The following is a 19,414-nucleotide window of genomic DNA, read 5'->3' on the forward strand; positions in this document are numbered from 1 at the left end:
CGTGAGGCACTGGGTTTTACGTCGCCCCAGCTCGCCAGCGCGAAGGAAACCTGTGCGCAGCGGATTCCTCTTCCCACGCGCAGAGGCTCCGTACCCGGTACCGGGGCGGAGCAGCCTGTCGCGACTGCCCGCCATCCGCAAAGAACCCTCGCGCCGGCGCGGCCCGGTCCACCCGCGCCGGGTGCACCGCAATCCGCCATACGCGTGGCGGAACGACGATGCGCAGCGTTCAATCCTTCCGGCGGGGTGCGAGTCGCCTCACGATGAAGACTCCTTGGTCCATACGGCCCAACTGCGCCCGGGAAGCCGTTGTGCCGAGAGCCGGATCGGCGGCACCCCTGCTGCGGGCGTACACAGGAAGCCTGCCCCGGTTTCATGATCTCCCGTGGGCCCACGACTTCGATGGCCAAGCGTCACGTCCCGCGGTCGTCAGCCTCATCCGCCCTCGCATCCGCGCGCGCCGGATTGGTGACGCCAGGTCGCCAACGGAGTGGCAGTGATGAGTGGGGGCTTCCGGACGGATAGGAATCAATATCGCCAGTGTCGACTGCGGAGGGCTGTGCGTCGTGTGGGTTCCGTGTGCCGATGACGATGCCGCCGAAGCTGCCCATCGCCGCAGCCGTCGTCGACAGCCCGCCGGTGCCGCCAGGGCGGTTCGTTTCGCGATTCTGACGCTTGCCGTGGCCACGGTCGGCGCGTGCGGCGGTCCGGGAGTGCGCGCTGATGCTGCCTCCGGGCAGGCTGAGGTGTTCGAGCGTGCGGTACACGCCGGGGACAACACCGCGGCGTGCGAACTGCTGGCGCCCGGGGCGAGAAGCGAGGTAGAGGAGTCCGGGCAGAAGCCGTGCGCCGTCGCCTTGGGCGAGGAGCAGCTCCCGTCGGGGGGTGCGGTTCGGGCGGTGGAGGTGTACGGCCAGCAGGCCATGGTCACCCTGGAGCGGGACACGCTCTTCCTGTCGCAGTTCCCCGGCGGCTGGCGGGTGGTGGCCGCAGGCTGCTGGCCCGAGGCCGGCAAGCCATATCAATGCCAGGTCAAGGGAAGCTGATGAGAATCCTGTTCGTGCTCTGTCTGGTCACCGTCGTCGGCGGCCTCGCCTACTTCATTACCCTCGGGCTGCTGCACCGATGAGCCACTCGGCAGGAGGGCCGTCCATGCGCCGGTTCATCCGGGACAACTCACTGACCCTGGTCTTCGCCGTCGGCTTCCTCGTCATCCTGCTCGGCCAGGCCGTGGCTGGCCGTGCCGAATTCAACGAGCAGCTGGTCGTCGACGGACTCGCGCCGCTCAGCTTCGGCAGCTACGTCATGTCCTCCGACTTCGCCGTCGACGTCACGGAGAACTGGCAGTCCGAGTACCTGCAGTTCTTCCTCTACATCTTCGGCACCGTCTACCTCCTGCAGCGCGGCTCACCCGAGTCGAAAGAGATCCACAAAGCAGGTGTTGAGTCCGAGAAGGACCAGCAGATGGGTGAGCACGCCCGGAGCGACTCGCCTCGCTGGGCAAGCACGGGCGACTGGCGGCAGGCCGTGTTCTCCCGCTCCCTCGGACTGGTTATGGCGAGCCTGTTCTTCCTGTCCTGGCTCGCGCAGTCGATCGCCGGCGTGGCCGCGTACAACGAGCAGAGTCTCCGCCAGCTCCAGGCTCCTATCGGCTGGCCCGAATACCTGATCTCCGCCGATTTCTGGAGCCGCTCCCTGCAGAACTGGCAGTCCGAACTCCTGGCCGTGGCCTCCATGGCCATCCTGTCCGTTTACCTCCGGCAGCGAGGCTCACCGGAATCCAAGCCCGTCGGCACCCCGCACACCGCGACCGGCATCGAAAGCTGACCCCGGGGCGTCTGGGCGAGAAGAGGGCGACTTCCACTGCGTACGACAGCATCGAACGCTCTCCCGATGGGTGAGCGCGGTTTGCCGTGACACGCCGGGAAGCCGCCCGATGCGCGCTCACCCGCGTCCGCCATAGGCAGCATCCCCGGGCGGCGGGAAACACGGCTTGGCGGTGCGTAGTCTCCAGGGCGATGGTAGAGGGAGACATTCCGCCAGGGGTTCACTCGTGTACCAGCGGATGGTTCCCCAGTCGGTCGCGGCCTTGTCCGCTCGCAGCGTGCACTGGCGGTGGCCGATGCGAGGCTGCAGCAGCCCAGCCGTGATCCTTGCCTGGCCGTTCCGTGGTGGGGTGATCGCCTACCAGACCGAGGTCAAGGCGTCCGTGCTCGGTGTGGACCCCCGCTTGCTGAACACTGAAGGGGCCGTCGTGGCGGCGCAGATGGCCGAGGGCGTCCGGCGGCTCATGGACGCCTCGTACGGTTTGGCCACCACCGGAGTCGCCGGACCCGACACCCAGGACGGCAAACGGATCGGAACCCTCTTCGTCGCTCTCGGCGGGTCACACGGCACGGTCGTAGCCGAGCCGACGCATGCAGACGAAGCCATGGACCGAGAGGCGATCCAGCAGGCGGCGGTGGTCGCGGCACTGGAACTGCTTCGCGATCACCTTCGCCCGCCGCAGGAAGGGCGATAGGGACCACGAGTATGCACTGCCGGCTCGGGTAGCCGACTGGTGCCGGGGAGAAACCTCTGCGGAAGGCGGTTGACATGACCGGCAACGCATCACACGGCATGGAAGAAGCCAGCGGACTCCGAGTCGTCGTGACCGGCGCGACAGGCAATGTCGGGACGAGCGTGGTCCAAGCCCTGTCCGATGATCCCCGAGTGACATCGGTCCTCGGCATCGCGCGCCGGATTCCCGGCTGGCAGCCTGAGGGAACAGGATGGCTGGCCGTCGACATAGACCCGGGCGGCCCCGAGCTCGTACCCCACTTCACCGGAGCCGACGTGGTCGTACACCTGGCGTGGAAGTTCCAGCCCACACACGATCCGGTGACCACGTGGCGGACGAACGTACTGGGCAGCATCCGCGTCTTCGAGGCAGCCGCGGAGGCAGGCGTGGGGGCACTGGTGCACGCCTCGTCGGTCGGCGCGTACTCCCCGGGCCCGAAAGACCACCCAGTGAAGGAGAGTTGGCCCACCCATGGCTGGCCGGGAGCCGCCTACTGCCGTGAGAAGGCCTACCTCGAACGTGTCCTGGACGCCTACGAGCAGCGCCACTCCGCCATGCGTGTGGTCCGCATGCGACCGGGATTCCTGTTCAAGCGGGAGTCCGCATCGCAGCAGCGCCGGATCTTCGCGGGACGGTTGCTACCCGCCCAGCTGATCCGGCCGTCTCTGGTCCCCGCCGTCCCCGACCTGCCGGGACTGACCTTCCAGGCCCTGCACACCGACGACGCCGCGGCGGCCTATCGCGAGGCCGTCGCCCGCCCGGTCCGCGGTGCGTTCAACCTTGCGGCGGACCCGCCGCTGGACGCGACCGTGCTCGCCGGAATACTCGAAGCGCGCCCCCTGCGGATGCCACTGCCACCCGTACGGGCCGCACTCGCCGCGGCGTGGCGGCTGCGGCTGGTGCCCGCGTCGCCGGACCTCTTCGACGCCGTGCTGCGCCTGCCGCTGATGGACAGCTCCCGCGCCCGTGCCGAACTCGAGTGGGAACCGCGCCGCACGGCCGTGGAGGCGGTCCAGGAGTTCCTGGACGGGCTCCACGCCCAGGCGGGCATGGACACGGCACCGCTCGCGTCCCGACCCGATCGAGAAGCTGCCTGAAGACTCACGGGCGCATACCCGGAGAACGCTCTGCCGTCGTGAGACGAATGCCGGATGTGTCACGTTCTCTTCCGGGGGCAGGCGCTCGTGGACGGGGTGGAGCAGCGGACAGGCTCCCACGGTTACGGCGAAGGGATGAACGTGCTCACTAGCAGCCAAACGCTTCTCGCAGCGCCCAATCCGGTCCTGGGCGGCGTCGGGCCCCTGATCGCAGGCATCGTCATCGTGGCAGTACTCGTCGGTGTGATTCCGTGGGCCATCAGACGTCGCAGGACACTGCCACCGCGGCCGCGGCCCGACGAACAGCCGACCGCACCGGCGCACCGTACACACATCGAGCACAACCGCGAGCCGGACGGTGCCTCGTTTCCTGACGACGGCTCCCGTCTGACGCCGCACGAGCTCAAGCCACACAGCAGTCGACCTGGATCCGAGCAACGGCGCGAGCACGAGCAGGACAGCGGCGACTTCGGTAGCGGATCGCTCGGCGGCTGACCACCGTGCGGAGGGAACCACGCGAGCACTGACGTGGCACGGCAAGCGAGACGCCCGGGTCGAAACCGTGCCCGACCCGATCCTGAAGGAACCTTCGGACGTGATCGTCAGAATCACATCCACCGGAATCCGCAAGAAGGAATCCCGAGCACCGAGTCACAACTGCGGCGCCTCGCCCGCCCTCGCACACACGGGCCGATCAGTCGGTGGACAACGCCTGGAGGAGATCACCGACCTTCGGGTCCGGCAGGGCACGGGCGACGTCGGCCTGGGCGACCATGCCGACCAGAGTGTGCCCGTCGATGACGGGCAGACGCCGGACCTTGTGCTCACTCATGGTGCGCAGGATCTCCTCGGCATCATCGTCGGCGCCGATGGTGACCGCCTCGCCCTGCGCGAGGTCACCGGCCTTCACCTCGGCCGGATCCTTGCCCACCCCCAGAACGAGGAGTGGTGGCTAGGCCCGGGCCGTCGGCCGTTCGGGCATCTGGGCGCGTGGGAGGGCATCGTGATCACGCGGGCGAGGCCGGGAACAGGAGTCATCGCAGGGGCGACGCGTGGCGGGCGGGCCTGGCGATCGTCTGGTGGTGATCCAGCCGCGGTGCAATCCTGGACACACGGCCCACCGCACAGGGTGAGTACGAAGATCGGCGGGTGATGGCATGCCCGAGCTGCCCGATGTCGAGGGGTTCCGGGCGGTCCTCGCCTCCTGTGCGCAGGGCAAGCGGATCAAGCGGGTCGACGTGCATGACGCGGGCGTCCTGCACGGGGTGAGCGCGGAGCGGTTGAGCCGCGATCTGGAAGGCCACCGGTTCACTGCACCGGAGCGGCACGGCAAGTGGCTGCTCGCCCGCACCAACGGGCCCACGGTGTTGCTGCACTTCGGCATGACTGGAGAACTGGTCTGCTGCCGCGAGGCGGACCCGCCCGATCCGCACGACCGCGTCGTGTTCACCGTCGGCCGGGACCAGCTGCGCTACCGCGACCAGCGCAAGCTGCAAGGCCTCTGGCTTGCCGACGACGCCGACGTGGCGCGCATTCTGGACGACCAGGGCGTTGACGCGATGTCGGTGAAACGGGCCGAGTTCGACGAGCTGTTGTCCCGGCGGCGCAGCCGCATCAAGTCGGCCCTGACCAATCAGTCGGTGCTCGCCGGGCTCGGCAATCTGCTCGCCGACGAGATCCTGTGGCGCGCCCGCCTGCATCCGGCGCGCCGGGCCGACCAGCTGACCGACGACGAGCGCCACCGGCTGCACACCGAGATGCGCCGCACCCTGCGCTCCTCGGTGCGCGCCGGCCGCGTACCCACCCGGAAGTCCTGGCTCACCGGCCGCCGCGACGACGCCGCCCCGGCCTGCCCGCGTTGCGACGGGCCGCTGAGCCGCACGCGGATCGGCGGGCGCGGCACTGTGTGGTGTCCCCGCTGCCAGCCGGACAGCCCATGACCCCGGTACGCCCGTGAGCGAGCTACCGGGCGCCCGTTCTCGACGACAAAGGGCTGCAGGCGGAGCAGATCTACCGGAGACAGGCCTTCCGCTCCACGACCGACCGGCCGCCCGGACACGGGCTGGAAGTGGTAACTCAACGGCCGCGTTCCAGCCTCACCAGCACAGCAACTGCTGGGCGAGTTCCCATTCGCCGAGGCCCGCTCTGTCAGATCGCCCTTCGGATAGACGGCGGGATGCCGGGCGAGGCGTGCCCGTGATCAGTAGCCCGACCTGGGCGATGCGCGGTGTCACGAGGTAGCGGAGCCGTTGGTGAGAACGGCGGTCCTTGCCAGTCTCCGCAGCGGCATCCCGTACGCATCGCCGACAGCCGACCGGCCTCCGGGCCTCGGAGAGCCCCGCGCCGGCTTTCCGGCCTCGGCTGCGCGGAGCACCACCGATCGCGATGCGCACGAAGCGCCTGTAGGAGAGCTGCGGGTGGTGATCCTGATGCGGGGGTAAACCAGAGAGGGAGGAGCCAGAACGAGGAGGGGGTATGGACATCTCTGTGCCGGATGCTGGGGGAGCCCCGTTTCAGGATCGTCGGGCGGGGGCTATGGCGGCGCTCGGCGATGTCTTCGAGGGCATCACGGCAGCCGCCTTTGTCGTGGACGACGAAGGGATCATCGTCGCGGCCAACGGACGGTCCGAGAAGCTGTTCCACCGGTCCGCGGACGACCTGGTCGGCCGGGACGCTCACGACCTGCTGCACCGCGACAGCCAGGGGCACCCATTGCCCCGCAGCCGCTGCGGGCTGCGTATGGCCCTCCTCACGCACAGCACCAGGCACTGCGACCTTGACTGGTTCACCTGCGGGGACGGCACGGTGCTCGGCCTGGCCTGGCTCATCACGCCCTACGGTCTCGACGCCGGAGCATCGGGCGCGCTGGTACTGCTCTATCAGCCACAGGATGTGCCAGAAGCCCACCAGGACGAAACCGAGGAGTCCGAGAGGCTGACGGAACTGGACCGCCTTGCACTGCTCGCCGAGACGACTACACAGCTCACCTCCACGCTAAACGTGGACGAGGCGCTGCACCGCCTGGCTGCACTGACGGTGCCCCGGCTCGCGGACTGGGCGGTCGTCGACCTGATCACCGAAGTGGACGAGGTCAGACGTACGCTGGTCATGCAGCACGCGGATGGGCTCCTGGTCGAGCGCCCGGACCTGCAAGGGCCCATGCCTCCGGTGCCGCAAGAATCACCGATGCCTCTGTCACGGGCCCTGCGCGGCGCCGCCTCGACCATCGCCAGCCCATCCACGTACCAGGGACCACCGGATTCCGGCATCGCCGTCGAGCAGCAACGGCTCTTCACGGAGACCGGCATGCACTCGGCCGCCATCGCCCCGATCCGTGGACTGCGCGAAGTGCTCGGCGCACTGACCCTCGGCCGCTCGAACCGCCGTGAATCTTTCACCGCCTCGGATCTCCCGCTCCTCGAGGACCTCACCCGGCGGGCGGGCCTGGCGCTGGACAACGCACGCCTCTACCAGAGGCAACGCAAGGTTGCCGAGACCATGCAGCGGCACTTGCTGCCCCAGATGCCGATCGTGCCGGGGCTGCAGATGACAGCTCGGTACGTGCCCGCTCCACATGCCTCCCAGGTCGGCGGGGACTGGTACGACGCCTTCTCGCTGACCGACGGCGCGACCGCACTGGCGATCGGCGACGTCGTCGGCCACGACCTCGATGCCGCAGGCGGAATGGCCCAGATCCGCAACATGCTGCGCGCCTTTGTCTGGACACATCCCGGCTCGCCCAGCACAGCGGTCGCACACCTCGACCAAGCCGTCATGCACATAGCCCAGGAGCCGATGGCCACCATGATCCTGGCTCGGCTCGCTATGGGTGACGACGGATTCTGGAAGCTGCACTGGACCAACGCAGGTCATCCGCCACCACTACTGATCACCCACGACGGCCAAACACGATTCCTGACCGGTGGGCACGGCATGCTGCTCGGCACCGGTGGCCCGAGTCCCCGAACGGATGCCGTCCTCACTCTGCCGCCCCGGTCCACCCTCGTGCTCTACACCGACGGACTCATCGAATCCCGCCGCCACACCCTCGACGACGGCATGGACAGACTCCGCAGACACGCGGCTTCCCTGGCCCACCGTCCGCTGGACTCCTTCAGCGACTCCCTGCTGGCTCAAGCCCGTCCGGACGACAACGACGACGACGTCGCCTTCCTGGCCCTGCGCATACCTACTGCCGACCGAACGAATTGACTCTCGCGGGTGCTCTCACCGTCCGGAATGGCCGGTTTCCGGATCCTGCGGGTCGACCCCGGTGAGGGCCGAGGAATCCTTGGACCCGCTGGGGCGCTGGGAGCGACCGCGGCGGCCTTTGTCATGCATTCCCTTCTCCTGGGACTTCCCGCCGCGGTCCTCGCCGCTGCGGGACTCGCTCTTCACCGGAGTGCCGGAGAGAGATGCCTCCTTGTCCTCCTGAGAAGGCCGGGCTGACCTCACGGGGCCAGGTGCATGATCATCCGGATGGAAGGACCGGTGAGCACTGGGGTTGTCCTGGTTGGCATCATCAACGTCTTCAGACCATCCGTGCTGGTCACGTCCCTTGTGACGGCTGGGCCCCTCACCGTGTGACGGGTGCTTCTTCGCCATGACGGCTCACCTCTCCTAAATATTCGGATAAGTGATGTTCTGCCCGGCTGTGCACGCTTCACTCGGGCGGTTCACCGGGGGGTCAGGTCCGGGGGGCCGGGTAGCCGCCTATAGACCGCCGGTGCACACACGGCGATAAGTCAGAACCCAGGCCCCACGGAACCCGGAGGTTCAGCAATGACCGTGTCGGGACAACCAGGAGGATCGCTCTGGGCCGAGTGCGACCCGGGCCCCAGTATCCGACCCTGCGGAGCAATATCCGAGTAGATGTCGCCGTGATCGGCGGTGGGATGGCCTGGCTCTGTACGGCCCGTGAGCTCGCGCGCTCAGGCACGCTTCGACGTGAACGGGGCGTCCTCCAAGGGCCGGCGGTCCACCCCCTGGAGTCATACGACCAGGAAGGCAAGTGAGGATGACGAAGCGCAAAGCATGGTTGGACCACTCGGAGGTCCCGGTGCTGCAGGCCCTGAAGGGGCAGCCGTGAGGCACCGGGCTTACGTCGCCCCAGCTCGCCGGAGCAGATCGAACCAGTGCGCAGCGGATTCAAAGCGGTCGCCGGTTCAGGAAGGTCGCATGTGCGGCGACCGGAGTCATCGGAGTAGCCCGAGCACAAACCATCACGTACCTCCGCTGTGACTACCCGTCCGCCGGAGTGATGGACACAGTCGGTGGGTCCGCGGGTGCGTGCACAGAACCGGCGTTGGTAGGGGGCACCGCAGCGCGGCGTAGAGAACGCTGCAACCTGTCGAGGCCATGTAGAGGCCTGGCAGGCCGAGCTGGGCGGGGACACCGATGGCTACGCGGCGCTTGCGGTGACGAAATTCTCCAGCCGCGGCCACCCGCCGGGGCGAGGCCGTGGAGATAGGCCATCGCCGCGCATTGGGGCGCAATCACCATTAGGTGTCGGGGATCTCGCCTTCTCGGAGGCAGCCGCTTTCTCTCACGGGCGTGTCGGGCGTCGCTCTCGCTGCGCTTGAGCGGGCACACCAAAGAAGGTCTCCCGCCGGGGATACTGCTCGGCGCAGCCAATGCTTCGGGTATCCACAACGCTGGCGGGCCGGCGACGTCACCATGGGGTTCCCTTGCGAACCGGGGCCGTGGCAATGGCTCGGAAGGCACTGTGAAACCAAGCGGGAGCAGCCAGGTCACTGGACGGCAATGCCGACGGATTCTGCAAAGAATCCTTCCGCGCCGGATCCGCTGAGCCCGTATCAGTGCTTGAAGGCGTCCTTCGTCTTCTCCTTGGCCTGACGAACGTCACCTTTCGCCTTCTCGACGCGGCCCTTGGCAATCAAACCCTCATTGCCTACCGATCGGCCCGCGGCCTCCTTGCCCTTACCCTTGGCCTGTTCCGCCTTGGCCTTGGCCTTCTCGTCCTTTGCCATGACACTCACATCCCGCTCCCACAAAACTCATTGGATAACTTCAACCTCACCCGTAAAGAGCTTCCTAAACGCATACCAACCGACCAGTCGGCCCGGAGCAGGGTTGCGTTACGTCTGGATAATGGTCGAAAGTCCTCAGACATGCCCCCCCATACGGGCTTTGAAATTTACAATAGGGGGCTCGCCCGGTCAGAGAAGCCAAGATGCCAATGGTGGCCATGTTGCCGATGACGAACAGGATTGGCAGTTCAGTCTGAGGGTAGACGCGGCACGTGCCGACGACTTGCCGGACAGCACGATTCCCCCGGGGGGCGAAGCAGATCCAAGGAGTGCTTCATGATTCTCATCCTCGGACTCATTGTTCTGATCGCCGCAGTCACCATCGGCGTGGTCGGCGTCTTCGCGAACAGCGCGCACGGACTTTCTGGCGGGTTCTCGGTCTTCGGCTACGAGGTCACGGGTTCCACCGGCACGCTCTTCCTCTACGGCATCGCTGTCGGAGCGGCGGCTGTGCTCGGACTGGCCCTGCTGCTGATCGGCGCGCGGCGCGCCAAGCGCCGCAGCCCGTCCCGCCGCGGACTCACCCAGTCACGTGGCGACACGCCCGCTGTCGACCGGGAGCGCCATGATCAGATCAGTCATGGCGATACCCGGACCGCCGACGTGACCCGGGCGCAGACGGAAGATCGCCCTGCCGCCACAGAGCCACGTCACCGTAGCGGTATGCACTGGTTTGGCCATCGGTCGGCTCCGCGATGACTTCGGTTGCCGTTTCGGCTACCTAGTCGGCGCTCCGCTTCCCGGGCGGGTCCTGGGGGTCCACACCGGTCGTGGCAGAGGCGTCCTTGGTTCCGCTGGGGCGCTGTGAGCGGCCTTTGGGGCCCTTGTCGTGCATACCCTTGTCGCCAGAGCCCTTGCCCTGCCGTTCCCCGCGGCGACTGGTGCTCTCGACGGTGCCACCGGGGACGGATTTCGACTCCTCTTTGGAAACCTTGCGGCCGCTTCCCTTCTCGGGGGCGTAGTCATCCGGGTGGAAGGAGCGATGGGCGCTAAGGTTTTCCTGTTGACGCGTCTCGTCCACGTCTGGCGACCAGCCGTGCTGATTGCACCTGCCTGCCCTTCGAGGTTGCATCCACACGCTTTGCCGACGGTATTTAAATACTCCCACCTTCGGCCGTAGCGGTCATATCAGGCTCACTGATGTTGCTGACGGGCGCCTGTAGGAAGGTGGGAGTGGTTTCCCGTCCGGAGAGTCCCGGCCGATGTCTGAGCCGCTCGCTTCAGTCTTGCACCGCATGGGCCCTCGCGACTGCACGGTCGTCGCCCTTCAAGCGTGATTGCAATGCTGCTGTCGGGAGGCGCACGCGCTGGGCAAGGCTAGTCCCGGGTTTGCTCCACAGAAAGGCGGGGACCTGTGAGAAGAGAGGGGTCGTCCGTCACGGGAGGTCATCATGATCATCCTCGGAGTCATTCTGCTCGTCATCGGCCTCTTGGCCAGCATCGGTATTCTCTGGACTATCGGGATCGTCCTGGTCGCGATCGGGGTTCTGCTGTGGATTCTGGGAGCGGTAGGACACGCGGTCGGCGGACGACGGCACTACTGGTAGCCACCGCGCTTCCATCAGGGCATTTGGCTGAGCATGTTGGCGATTCTTTCCCCGCACAGCATCGAACGTCAGCATGGCTCGGCCCTACTCCGTCGCGCTGTCAAGCAACCCACCGCCACATCCCCTGCTGACGGAAAGCTCCGGTCACGATGGCAACTCACGCTCCTGTTCGTCCCCCTCCCTCACAGGCGTCCGGCAGTGACTTCGCCAGGCTGTCGAAGGAGATCGCCGACGCCGGGCTGATGCGACGCCGCCCCGGCTACTACACGGCCCGTATCACGACGGTAGGCGTGCTCTACGCCGGCGGCTGGACCGCTTTCGTACTCGTCGGCTCCAGCTGGTGGTCACTGGCCATCGCCGCCTTCTTCGCCCTTGTTTTCGGTCAGGTCGCCCTCCTGGCTCACGACGTGGCTCATCGACAGGTATTCCGGCGTCGCAAGGCCAGCGAGCGGTTCGGCCGTATCGCCGGGAACGCGGGCATCGGAATGGGCTACGGCTGGTGGCAGAACAAGCACACCCGCCACCATGCCAACCCAACCACGAAACCCTCGACCCCGACCTGATCCCCAATCTGCTGGTCTGGTCCCAGCACCAGGCCCGCGCCGCAAAGGGCCTTCCCAGACTCATCGGCCACTCAGGCCTTCCTCTTCTTCCCTCTTCTCACGCTTGAGGGCTACAACCTGCACGTGATGGGCGTGAAAGCCCTGGCCAACCCATCGCTGAAACACCGCGCGCAAGAAGGCACCCTGCTCTTTGCCCACTTCGTGCTTTTCTCGCTGCGCTTTTCCTGGTGCTGCCCTCAGGTATGGCCATTGCCTTCCTCGCCGTTCACCAGGGCGTGTTCGGCCTCTACCTCGGCTCCATCTTCGCCCCCAACCACAAGGGCATGCCGATTCTGACCGGCAAAGACCGCCCCGACTTCCTACGCCGTCAGGTCCTCACCTCACGCAACGTGCGCGGCAGCCGATTCATCGACATCGCCCTCGGCGGTCTCAACCACCAGATCGAACACCACCTGTTCCCGAGCATGCCCACCCCCCCAACTGCGCGACGCCCACCCAATCGTCCGCCGCTACTGCGAGGAGCTAGGCATCCCCTACCTCGAGACCAGCCTCATCGCCTCCTACCGGCAAGCCCTCACAAGCCTCCACCAGGCAGGGACTCCCATCCGCAACGCGCGCTGACAGCCCGATCATCCGGTTCCGGCGCACGCGGGTCCGCGCTCGTACTCAGTCGGCTCGGCGTCGATGCGTAAGGTCGACCTGATCTCACGACGGACCGGACGAAGCCTTGTCCGAGGTGAGCGGCGGCCAGGCCTCGCGAGTGGCTAATCGGGGCCCGCACCACCTATCTCCGCGCGCTCTGAACTTCCCGTACCACCTCGCGGCTCGTTCTGCCCTCGGCCGTGACGCCAGCGCCACGACGACGGCTCGTCAGCGACTGAGAAACCCTCCCCGGGCCGCGCAGACAGGTCAGCCCTCCGACTTGCACAACGGCCTGGCGAGCCGGAGCTCCTGGCATTCGGTCAGCTTGGCTCTGCGCTGCTGCCGTTCACGGGTTCGCTGTCACCTCGCGTAGACCGGCGGCTCTCCGTTTCTTCGTCCTCTGCATCGCCGTCTTCCGCGGTTTCGTACTCGCCGTCATTCTCCGAGTCCTCGGCCTGTGCCGCTTCTTCCTCTTCCATAGCTTCGTCGTGCGACATGACGACTTCGCCGTCTCGGATCTCGCCGCGCCAGCTGTCCGGCTCTTCCTCGGTGAGAGTGACGTACCGCTGGAAGTGCTTGAAGTCCAGCCGCATACGGCGGCCTTGGGCCCGCCACAGATTTCCGGTCTTCTCGAAGAACCCGGACGGGTAATACTCCACGACCAGGACGATCCGCGTCAGGGTCGGCGCCAGTTCGTGGAAACTGACGGCACCACGAGTGCTGCCCTTCGCACCCTCGGAGGTCCAAACGATTCGGTCGTCCGGGATCTGCTCCTGAACAGTCGCTTTAAAGCTGCGGGAGGAAGGGCCGACCTTGACCTTCCAGTCGCTGGTCACCTCGTCGCCCATCGAGACGTCGCGAACACCCTTGGTAAAGCTGCTGAATTCCTCGTACTGCGTCCAGTAGTCGTAGGCCGTGCGAAGGGGCACGCCGACATCGAGGACCTCAATGATGCTCATGCTCTTGTTGCCGCTGGACTTGCCCTTGCCGCCGCCGAACACTTCCTTGGCCTTGTCCACAACGCTGTCCTTGACGCCTTTGGCCTTCTCGGACACGAACGCCTTCACGGGAGATTCACCCCCGAGGACGCGCGAGCCAACCTTGAGCAGTGACCCGCCGTTGTCAGCGACATCAGTGAGCTGACCCGTGACGTCCGTGAGCTTGTCGCTGGCTTTCTCCGCGAGCCGCTCCACCTGTGAACCGAGAAAACCCGACAGCTCCTCACGCAGCCGGCCCGCCCCCGTCTCCTCCGCCTCCGGCTGCTTCGTCTCCTTCGCGGCCATGGCAAGCTACCTCCGACGATCGGCGCGCTTGGATGTCTTCTTCGCCGCCCGCCCTGAAGAAGATGCCTTCCTGGCGGGAGCCTGCTTCCTAGCGGCGGACTTCTTGGCTGGGGCTGCCTTCTTCGCGGCCGGCTTCGTCGCAGAGGACTTCTTCCTCCGAGCCGGCTCCTTCGACGCTGCCCCGGATGAACTCCGGGCAGAGCCGGCCCGCTCTCTCCTTGACGCCGTACCTCGATCAGGCTGAGCCGGCTTCCGGGAGCTTCTGCGGCGCTGCGGACGCTTGTGTTCAGGCTCCTCCGGCTCCTCCTCCTCTTCCTCGTCCTCCGGCTTCTCCTCGTCCTCGTACTCCTCCTCGCCCTCCGGCTCCTCCTCGTCCTCGTACTCCTCCTCGTCCTCCGGCTCCTCCTGGTCCTTCTTGCCGGAGCTAGCCGTGCGGTCACGAAGCGTGTCCGCGAGCGTCCCCATGCCGCGAGTGGCAGCAGCTGTCACGGCCTTGCGGCCGGCGTCGAGGACCTCCCCCTTCAGCTGCTCCTGCAGTTCGGCGACCTGCGGGATCTCCCCCAGCCTGCGCATGCCCTCGGCAGCGAGCTGGCGCGGATCGAGGTCGAACCGTCGGCCCGCCACATAGGTCGCCACGCTCAGGGCGAGCTTGCCTTTCTTCGTACGGCCCAGCACGTATCCGGCGACTATGGCCGCGGCGAGAGCCACCTTGGTCTGATCGTCCATGCGCACGTCACCTTCATCGTTCCCTCGGGAACCCACCCGTGCCGCGCAACTGGTGCTGCCAGTGGTCTCTGCTCCAACGGGGGCCGCTGCGGCCGATTCATGGAGCGCAGGAAAGGGGGAACCTGGTCCGTCTCACTTCGGGCGGGGCCGGCCATCTACGCCCGGCGATTCCGGCCGCGACGGGCGGTCGCCTCAGCACGAGAGCCATCACTCGATGCCGGTCCTGCACTCACCAGTCTCGCCCGAATCGTGCCGGTCGCACCTTGAGAAGCCCCGCTCCTGCTGCGAAGACGGGCCGCTGTGGCAGTCCGTGGTTGCCGGTCGCTGGTGATGCCAGTGCCGACCGCGGCAGCGGACCCGTGTGTGGTCGATGCTTGATGTGCAGTGACGATCTCTCCGCAGTTGTGTCCTTCTACTGCCCGGCGCTGTTCGGCCGGTGTCCAGCAGGTCCGAGGGAAGGGCCGAGAGCATGCCTGGCGCAGGAGGGTTGTGCAGGTGACATCGCCTGCTGACATGGGCCCACAGCCTGCCGCCCACGCGCGGGAGGCTGTGCTGGACGATGCGACCTTGGTGGCCCGGGCACGTGACGGCGACGTGCGTGCCTTTGAGGTGCTCGTGTGCCGCTATCAGGGGCCGATGTACCGCTTGGCACTGCGTATGCTCTCCAGCCGTGGCGACGCCGAGGATGTGGTGCAGGAGGTTTTCCTGACCGCATGGCGGCGGCTGGGGCAGCTAAGGGAAAACGCAGCAGTCGTGGGCTGGCTTTACCGCACGACGACCAACCGGTGCCTGAACATCATCCGGGCACGCAGGCCCGTTACGGACGCTGACCTGGACAGCCGCGAATCCGTCGACGCGGCGGGATCGCCGGAACGGGCGGCACAGGTCGGCGAGCAGCTGATCGCGCTCGCGGCGGCTCTGAAACGGCTGACGCCGGAGCAGCGGGCCTGCTGGCTGTTGCGGGAGGTTCACGGGCGCTCCTATGGGGAGATCGCGGTGGTGATGGGCACGACCCAGGCGGCGGTACGCGGACGCATAGCGCGCGCTCGAGCGCAGTTGGCGGAGGTGATGGCTCCATGGAAATGAGCGACGCTCAGGGCTACATGCTGCCTTGCGGCCGCGATGTCGAGGCGGTGTGGGAGCGGCTCGACCCGGTCGACACCGGCGTGGCGACCACCCATGACCTCCGCTGTGAGTACTGCTCTGCTGCTCGGGACAGCCTGCTTGTGCTGCGGGAGATGACCGGCGAGTTGGCCTCGGAGGAGATCGAGCCACCGCTGGGTTTGACCGGCCGGATCATGTCCGCGGTGCGGGCAGAGGTGCGCCGTCACAGCATGCTCGCGCTGCCCACCGCGGAGCCGGGCGGGGTGCGGATCAGCGAACAAGCGGTGGCCGCGGTGCTGCGGTTCGCCGCCGATTCCGTCGACGGTGTGCGCGCGCGGCACTGCCAGATCACCGCCACGGAGACGGACGGCTCGGTCGAGGTGGCAATGAGCCTCGCGGTCAGCTACCGCGACTTCGCCGCCGCCGCTGTCAACGAGGTACGCGAGCGGGTCCGGGCAGCCGCTGCAGCACGGGTCGGGATAACCCTGGTACGTCTGGACCTGACCTTGGAGGACCTCTACGACGAATGACACCCCCGGGATCGGGCAGCAGACCGTTGAGAGGGGCTGAAGCACAAGGACATGGTGCGCGCTATGAGAACGACCGTGCCGGACAACACGGCTGGGGCTCTCCGCCCACAGTGGGTGATCACCGAGCCCGTGATCGCCGCAGTCGCCGCCCGTGCCGCTATCGGCGTCACAGGCGTTGTGCGGCTCGAACCCGGCGTGGCCGGGCTCGCCTCCCGGGTGGCTCGTTCGGCGCGCCAGAAGATCCACGGCCTCACCCCGGCCCCGACCGAGGGCGTAAGAGTCGCCGTCGACCAGTCAGCCGTGCCATCGACCCTGCGCCTGTCCATCGACCTGGTCACCTCCTGGCAGGACCAGGCAGCGGTTGTGGCTCAGGCCGTTCAGCGCGAGGTCACGCGCGCGGTCGCCGATGCGACGGGCATCACCCCGCAAGCCGTCACGGTGTCGATCATGGACATCGGCTCGTATGAGGCTGGTGCGTGGTGACACCGAGAACAGAGATGACGCGCTCACTCCTGGCCATCCTGGGCAGGCTCCCTGGTCTGCGTCCGGCGACCCCGTCCACCACCCGCATCGGCTCACGCGTACCGTGGAACGTCGACACTCTGGCCGTCCGTATCGACGCCGAACTCATCGAGATTCGCGTCGTCGCCCTCGCCCTCCCCCTTCCTCCGATCCTGCGCGAAGCCGAGGCCGCCCTGCAAACGGCGCTGGAGGAGAGCCTGTGGAAGGACGTCCGGTTGCGCCTGGTCGTCACCGACATCGATGCTGCCGCCCTCAGTCCTCGCGTTCGCGATAAGTGACGCCGGTGTCTGAGGGGCCATGACGTCCTCCCTCGCCGCGGGTCCTTCTGGTGTGACGAGGACGCAACCGCCTCGTCCAGAGCCAGGAACCCGAGGAGAGCACGATGACGAACCCGGCCACCACAAAGATTGCCGAGCACTCCACATTCGCCGCTGGTGACGCAGACAGCACCGCCACCAGCACATCGGCAGCGCCCCCGGCACAAGCCTCCGGGCAGGGCTCCACCACCATCGCCGACGTCGTCGTCCAGAAGATCGCCGGGCTCGCCACCCGCGAGGTGCCCGGCGTATACGAGCTGGGCGGGGGAGCGTCACGGGCGTTCGGCGCAGTCAAGGGGCGGATCCCCGGAGCCTCCGCCAGCGCCGGACAGGGCGTCTCCGTCGAGGTCGGTCAGAAGCAGGCAGCCGTGGACCTGCAGATGGTAGTCGAGTACGGCTCATCCATACCCGAGCTGACCAAGGACGTCCGCAACAACGTCATCGACACCGTCGAGCAGATGACCGGCCTGGAAGTCGTCGAGGTCAACATCAACGTCAATGACGTCCACATCCCCGCTGACGACAACGACGGCGACGACCAGGGCATCAGCGACCGCCTCCAGTAGCCGTCCATAGCCCCAGCGTCGGCACGACGCCGCGGAAACACCACGCTGCGCACGGTGCCTCACCACGGGCTCGCTGCAGCGAAGAGGCCATCTGCGCGCCTTTGCCCGCCCGGCTCATCACCGTACGACCACCGCAAATGCGATGTACGGCATCAAGGAGAATTGACATGACGTCCACTCAGATTGGGCTGCTGACAGGTCTCGTACTCGGCCTCGCCGCCGCGTTCGGAGGTTTCGACGCGTTCCTCATCGTCCTCGTCCTCGGGACGGTCGGGCTGCTGGCAGGGCGCTACCTCGACGGCAAACTCGACCTCGCCCAGCTCACCGGCCGTGACAGGGACGATTTCCATGGACACCGCGATCACCATGTCAGTTGAGGCCGAAACCGGCGCGGCGGAGCGAGGCAGCACAACGATCTCCGACCGCACTGTGGAACGCATCGCCACGCAGGCGTTGACCGAAGTCGATCACATCGGCGGAACGGCCGGCCGGATGCTCGGCGTCACCGTCACCAGCGAACACGCTGACCGCTCAGCCAGTGTCACCGCTAGAGTCAGCGACGGTGAAGCCGCTCTCCACGTTCGGCTCTCAGTCGCCTATCCGCAATCCGTCGCCCACACCGCTCAGGACGCACGCGCACACCTGCAACGCCGCGTTGCGGCCTTCACCGGCCTGACCGTGCCGCGCGTCGACATCACCGTCACGGCGCTGCACGCCCCCGACTCCCACACCAGGCGAGTCCGATGAAACGCCGGCCCCGCCGCACCATCCCGGCCATCCTCACCGGGCTGGTACTGCTCACCACCTGCGTCCTGATCGCCATCGTCGGCATTCAGCTGATCATTGGCCAGACGCCGCTCATCCGCTACCGCTCCGTCACCGACGCCCTGCACAGCACCCAGTGGAACGACACCGCCACTCTCGGCGCAGGCGCTGCAGCAGTTCTCCTCGGCCTGCTCATGCTGCTCGCGGCACTCCTGCCAGGGAAGCCGACCGTCCTGCCGCTGGCCGGCGACATGGATGCAGGCGTCACAAGGAGCAGCCTGCGCAACGCCCTGCAGAGCACCGCCGGGAGTGTCGACGGGGTCAGCAGAGCGAAGCTGAAACTGGGCCGACGCACGATCGTCGCCCACATCCGCACCGACCGGACCAACACCGTCGGGCTCACCGATGCCGTCCGCGCCGCTCTGGATGAGCGCCTCGACCAGGTCACCCCGCTCACCCGTCCGGCCGTCAAAATCCGGCTCCATGCCACCAGGAACAGGCCATGATCAGCCTCAACCGCCCAGCCCGCCTCAACCGCACCCTGCTCGCCGCCTTCGGCGTCCTCCTGCTCGGCTCCGGCACCTTCGCCCTGACGGGTCACTTCGGCCAACTCACCTTCCTGGATTCGGGCGCCACACTCATTCCCACCGCCGACGACCCGCCCACCTGGGCGCTCTGGGTCACCGCCGCCGCCGCAGTCGCTGTCGGGCTGCTCATCCTGCGCTGGTTGGTTGCGCAGCTGAGCCGACGCCCCAAAACTCACACCTGGCACCTCGAGCAGAACCCCGAGCAGGGCCGCACCGCACTGGCTGCGAGCACTGCCACTGCCCCGTTCCTCAGTGAAATCACCACGTACCCCGGAATCCACAGCGCCCGCGCTACGCTCGCCGGGACCCGCCAAAACCCCGCACTCGCAATAGCGATCAGCACCGAACAAGACGGCGATCTGAGCACCATCAACCATCGACTCAACACCCACGGTCTGCCCCGGCTCCGTCAAGCACTCGACCTCGACACTCTTCCCGTCACCGTCGAATACCGCTTCACGACCCACACCGGCACCCGCGCACGCTAGGCCTGCTCCAGCAAGCCCTACAGGCGACGGCGCCACCCGAGGGCGAGGGGGTGTTCGATGCGGTCGG

The 19,414-nt window shown here is 67.1% G+C and carries 22 protein-coding genes and 2 pseudogenes; 19 read left to right on the forward strand and 5 right to left on the reverse strand.

Annotated elements, in window-relative coordinates:
* Positions 1-746 precede the first annotated feature (746 nt).
* The 5 genes from OG735_RS13575 (at position 747) to OG735_RS13595 (ending at position 4,152) form a co-directional block, all read left to right on the forward strand.
* Complete coding sequence (locus OG735_RS13575) at positions 747-1,046, forward strand: hypothetical protein (RefSeq protein ID WP_327323432.1); 300 nt, start codon at positions 747-749, stop codon at positions 1,044-1,046.
* Between the two features lie 106 nt (positions 1,047-1,152).
* Positions 1,153-1,827, forward strand: a complete 675-nt coding sequence (locus OG735_RS13580; protein WP_327323433.1) for a DUF6766 family protein — start codon at positions 1,153-1,155, stop codon at positions 1,825-1,827.
* A 319-nt stretch (positions 1,828-2,146) separates the two neighbouring features.
* Entirely contained in the window at positions 2,147-2,521 is a 375-nt protein-coding gene (locus tag OG735_RS13585) for a CinA family protein (RefSeq protein WP_327323434.1), read from the forward strand.
* Between the two features lie 98 nt (positions 2,522-2,619).
* A complete protein-coding gene (locus OG735_RS13590; protein ID WP_327328301.1) occupies positions 2,620-3,657 on the forward strand; it encodes an NAD-dependent epimerase/dehydratase family protein in 1,038 nt (345 codons plus the stop codon).
* A gap of 135 nt (positions 3,658-3,792) precedes the next feature.
* Complete coding sequence (locus OG735_RS13595; RefSeq protein ID WP_327323435.1) at positions 3,793-4,152, forward strand: DUF6479 family protein; 360 nt, start codon at positions 3,793-3,795, stop codon at positions 4,150-4,152.
* Between the two features lie 199 nt (positions 4,153-4,351).
* Here OG735_RS13595 and OG735_RS13600 read toward each other — a convergent pair.
* Positions 4,352-4,597 (reverse strand): annotated as a pseudogene (locus OG735_RS13600) (CBS domain-containing protein); the annotation flags it as partial.
* A gap of 217 nt (positions 4,598-4,814) precedes the next feature.
* Here OG735_RS13600 and OG735_RS13605 point away from each other — a divergent pair.
* Together OG735_RS13605 and OG735_RS13610 are read left to right on the forward strand one after the other, a co-directional pair.
* Entirely contained in the window at positions 4,815-5,597 is a 783-nt protein-coding gene (locus OG735_RS13605) for an Fpg/Nei family DNA glycosylase (protein ID WP_327323436.1), read from the forward strand.
* Positions 5,598-6,132: 535 nt separating this feature from the next.
* On the forward strand, positions 6,133-7,869 hold the full coding sequence (locus tag OG735_RS13610; protein WP_442812421.1) for a SpoIIE family protein phosphatase: 1,737 nt from the start codon (positions 6,133-6,135) through the stop codon (positions 7,867-7,869).
* Positions 7,870-9,473: 1,604 nt separating this feature from the next.
* On the opposite strand, the gene OG735_RS13615 is transcribed toward OG735_RS13610, so the two are convergent.
* The gene (locus tag OG735_RS13615) at positions 9,474-9,647 is read right to left on the reverse strand and encodes a CsbD family protein (RefSeq protein WP_327323437.1); all 174 of its coding nucleotides are present in this window, start codon (positions 9,645-9,647) and stop codon (positions 9,474-9,476) included.
* A 336-nt stretch (positions 9,648-9,983) separates the two neighbouring features.
* Between OG735_RS13615 and OG735_RS13620 the strand changes: the two genes are divergently transcribed.
* Positions 9,984-10,406 carry a hypothetical protein gene (locus OG735_RS13620; protein WP_327323438.1) on the forward strand — a complete coding sequence of 141 codons (423 nt, stop codon included), beginning with the start codon at positions 9,984-9,986 and terminating at the stop codon, positions 10,404-10,406.
* A 22-nt stretch (positions 10,407-10,428) separates the two neighbouring features.
* Here OG735_RS13620 and OG735_RS13625 read toward each other — a convergent pair whose 3' ends face one another.
* The gene (locus tag OG735_RS13625) at positions 10,429-10,779 is read right to left on the reverse strand and encodes a hypothetical protein (protein WP_442812422.1); all 351 of its coding nucleotides are present in this window, start codon (positions 10,777-10,779) and stop codon (positions 10,429-10,431) included.
* Positions 10,780-11,098: 319 nt separating this feature from the next.
* Here OG735_RS13625 and OG735_RS13630 point away from each other — a divergent pair, with 319 nt between their 5' ends.
* Together OG735_RS13630 and OG735_RS13635 are read left to right on the forward strand one after the other, a co-directional pair.
* Complete coding sequence (locus OG735_RS13630) at positions 11,099-11,254, forward strand: DUF6131 family protein (protein WP_327323440.1); 156 nt, start codon at positions 11,099-11,101, stop codon at positions 11,252-11,254.
* A gap of 149 nt (positions 11,255-11,403) precedes the next feature.
* Positions 11,404-12,438: pseudogene (locus OG735_RS13635) on the forward strand (fatty acid desaturase family protein).
* A gap of 341 nt (positions 12,439-12,779) precedes the next feature.
* On the opposite strand, the gene OG735_RS13640 reads toward OG735_RS13635, so the two are convergent.
* Entirely contained in the window at positions 12,780-13,742 is a 963-nt protein-coding gene (locus tag OG735_RS13640) for an SRPBCC family protein (protein WP_327323441.1), read from the reverse strand.
* 6 nt (positions 13,743-13,748) lie between these two features.
* The gene (locus tag OG735_RS13645) at positions 13,749-14,468 is read right to left on the reverse strand and encodes a histone protein (RefSeq protein WP_327323442.1); all 720 of its coding nucleotides are present in this window, start codon (positions 14,466-14,468) and stop codon (positions 13,749-13,751) included.
* A gap of 489 nt (positions 14,469-14,957) precedes the next feature.
* Here OG735_RS13645 and OG735_RS13650 point away from each other — a divergent pair, with 489 nt between their 5' ends.
* The 9 genes from OG735_RS13650 (at position 14,958) to OG735_RS13690 (ending at position 19,347) form a co-directional block, all read left to right on the forward strand.
* Entirely contained in the window at positions 14,958-15,554 is a 597-nt protein-coding gene (locus tag OG735_RS13650; RefSeq protein WP_327323443.1) for an RNA polymerase sigma factor, read from the forward strand.
* Positions 15,551-16,102 carry an Asp23/Gls24 family envelope stress response protein gene (locus tag OG735_RS13655; RefSeq protein ID WP_327323444.1) on the forward strand — a complete coding sequence of 184 codons (552 nt, stop codon included), beginning with the start codon at positions 15,551-15,553 and terminating at the stop codon, positions 16,100-16,102. Before OG735_RS13650 ends, OG735_RS13655 begins: the two co-directional genes overlap by 4 nt.
* Before the next feature lie 63 nt (positions 16,103-16,165).
* Complete coding sequence (locus OG735_RS13660) at positions 16,166-16,585, forward strand: Asp23/Gls24 family envelope stress response protein (protein ID WP_327323445.1); 420 nt, start codon at positions 16,166-16,168, stop codon at positions 16,583-16,585.
* 14 nt (positions 16,586-16,599) lie between these two features.
* Positions 16,600-16,902 carry a hypothetical protein gene (locus OG735_RS13665; protein WP_327323446.1) on the forward strand — a complete coding sequence of 101 codons (303 nt, stop codon included), beginning with the start codon at positions 16,600-16,602 and terminating at the stop codon, positions 16,900-16,902.
* Positions 16,903-17,006: 104 nt separating this feature from the next.
* A complete protein-coding gene (locus OG735_RS13670; protein WP_327323447.1) occupies positions 17,007-17,507 on the forward strand; it encodes an Asp23/Gls24 family envelope stress response protein in 501 nt (166 codons plus the stop codon).
* A gap of 167 nt (positions 17,508-17,674) precedes the next feature.
* Positions 17,675-17,884 (forward strand): hypothetical protein, encoded by a 210-nt coding sequence (locus OG735_RS13675; RefSeq protein ID WP_327323448.1) that lies wholly within the window; start codon positions 17,675-17,677, stop codon positions 17,882-17,884.
* Positions 17,856-18,254 carry an Asp23/Gls24 family envelope stress response protein gene (locus tag OG735_RS13680; protein WP_327323449.1) on the forward strand — a complete coding sequence of 133 codons (399 nt, stop codon included), beginning with the start codon at positions 17,856-17,858 and terminating at the stop codon, positions 18,252-18,254. Before OG735_RS13675 ends, OG735_RS13680 begins: the two co-directional genes overlap by 29 nt.
* The gene (locus tag OG735_RS13685) at positions 18,251-18,778 is read left to right on the forward strand and encodes a DUF6286 domain-containing protein (RefSeq protein ID WP_327323450.1); all 528 of its coding nucleotides are present in this window, start codon (positions 18,251-18,253) and stop codon (positions 18,776-18,778) included. Before OG735_RS13680 ends, OG735_RS13685 begins: the two co-directional genes overlap by 4 nt.
* Positions 18,775-19,347 carry a hypothetical protein gene (locus tag OG735_RS13690; RefSeq protein ID WP_327323451.1) on the forward strand — a complete coding sequence of 191 codons (573 nt, stop codon included), beginning with the start codon at positions 18,775-18,777 and terminating at the stop codon, positions 19,345-19,347. The genes OG735_RS13685 and OG735_RS13690 overlap by 4 nt, the downstream gene beginning before the upstream one ends.
* Positions 19,348-19,414: the final 67 nt, after the last annotated feature.

The sequence above is a fragment of the Streptomyces sp. NBC_01210 genome, assembly GCF_036010325.1.
GTDB lineage: Bacteria > Actinomycetota > Actinomycetes > Streptomycetales > Streptomycetaceae > Streptomyces.

Excerpts from the sequence above, each read along its gene's own strand:
- OG735_RS13580 (WP_327323433.1), top strand. The coding sequence starts at position 1,153 with ATGCGCCGGTTCATCCGGGACAACTCACTGACCCTGGTCTTCGCCGTC.
- OG735_RS13590 (WP_327328301.1), top strand. The coding sequence starts at position 2,620 with ATGGAAGAAGCCAGCGGACTCCGAGTCGTCGTGACCGGCGCGACAGGC.
- OG735_RS13595 (WP_327323435.1), top strand. The coding sequence starts at position 3,793 with ATGAACGTGCTCACTAGCAGCCAAACGCTTCTCGCAGCGCCCAATCCG.
- OG735_RS13605 (WP_327323436.1), top strand. The coding sequence starts at position 4,815 with ATGCCCGAGCTGCCCGATGTCGAGGGGTTCCGGGCGGTCCTCGCCTCC.
- OG735_RS13610 (WP_442812421.1), top strand. The coding sequence starts at position 6,133 with ATGGACATCTCTGTGCCGGATGCTGGGGGAGCCCCGTTTCAGGATCGT.
- OG735_RS13615 (WP_327323437.1), bottom strand. The coding sequence starts at position 9,647 with ATGGCAAAGGACGAGAAGGCCAAGGCCAAGGCGGAACAGGCCAAGGGT.
- OG735_RS13620 (WP_327323438.1), top strand. The coding sequence starts at position 9,984 with ATGATTCTCATCCTCGGACTCATTGTTCTGATCGCCGCAGTCACCATC.
- OG735_RS13625 (WP_442812422.1), bottom strand. The coding sequence starts at position 10,779 with ATGCAACCTCGAAGGGCAGGCAGGTGCAATCAGCACGGCTGGTCGCCA.
- OG735_RS13630 (WP_327323440.1), top strand. The coding sequence starts at position 11,099 with ATGATCATCCTCGGAGTCATTCTGCTCGTCATCGGCCTCTTGGCCAGC.
- OG735_RS13640 (WP_327323441.1), bottom strand. The coding sequence starts at position 13,742 with ATGGCCGCGAAGGAGACGAAGCAGCCGGAGGCGGAGGAGACGGGGGCG.
- OG735_RS13645 (WP_327323442.1), bottom strand. The coding sequence starts at position 14,468 with ATGGACGATCAGACCAAGGTGGCTCTCGCCGCGGCCATAGTCGCCGGA.
- OG735_RS13655 (WP_327323444.1), top strand. The coding sequence starts at position 15,551 with ATGAGCGACGCTCAGGGCTACATGCTGCCTTGCGGCCGCGATGTCGAG.
- OG735_RS13660 (WP_327323445.1), top strand. The coding sequence starts at position 16,166 with ATGAGAACGACCGTGCCGGACAACACGGCTGGGGCTCTCCGCCCACAG.
- OG735_RS13665 (WP_327323446.1), top strand. The coding sequence starts at position 16,600 with ATGACGCGCTCACTCCTGGCCATCCTGGGCAGGCTCCCTGGTCTGCGT.
- OG735_RS13670 (WP_327323447.1), top strand. The coding sequence starts at position 17,007 with ATGACGAACCCGGCCACCACAAAGATTGCCGAGCACTCCACATTCGCC.
- OG735_RS13675 (WP_327323448.1), top strand. The coding sequence starts at position 17,675 with ATGACGTCCACTCAGATTGGGCTGCTGACAGGTCTCGTACTCGGCCTC.
- OG735_RS13680 (WP_327323449.1), top strand. The coding sequence starts at position 17,856 with ATGGACACCGCGATCACCATGTCAGTTGAGGCCGAAACCGGCGCGGCG.
- OG735_RS13685 (WP_327323450.1), top strand. The coding sequence starts at position 18,251 with ATGAAACGCCGGCCCCGCCGCACCATCCCGGCCATCCTCACCGGGCTG.
- OG735_RS13690 (WP_327323451.1), top strand. The coding sequence starts at position 18,775 with ATGATCAGCCTCAACCGCCCAGCCCGCCTCAACCGCACCCTGCTCGCC.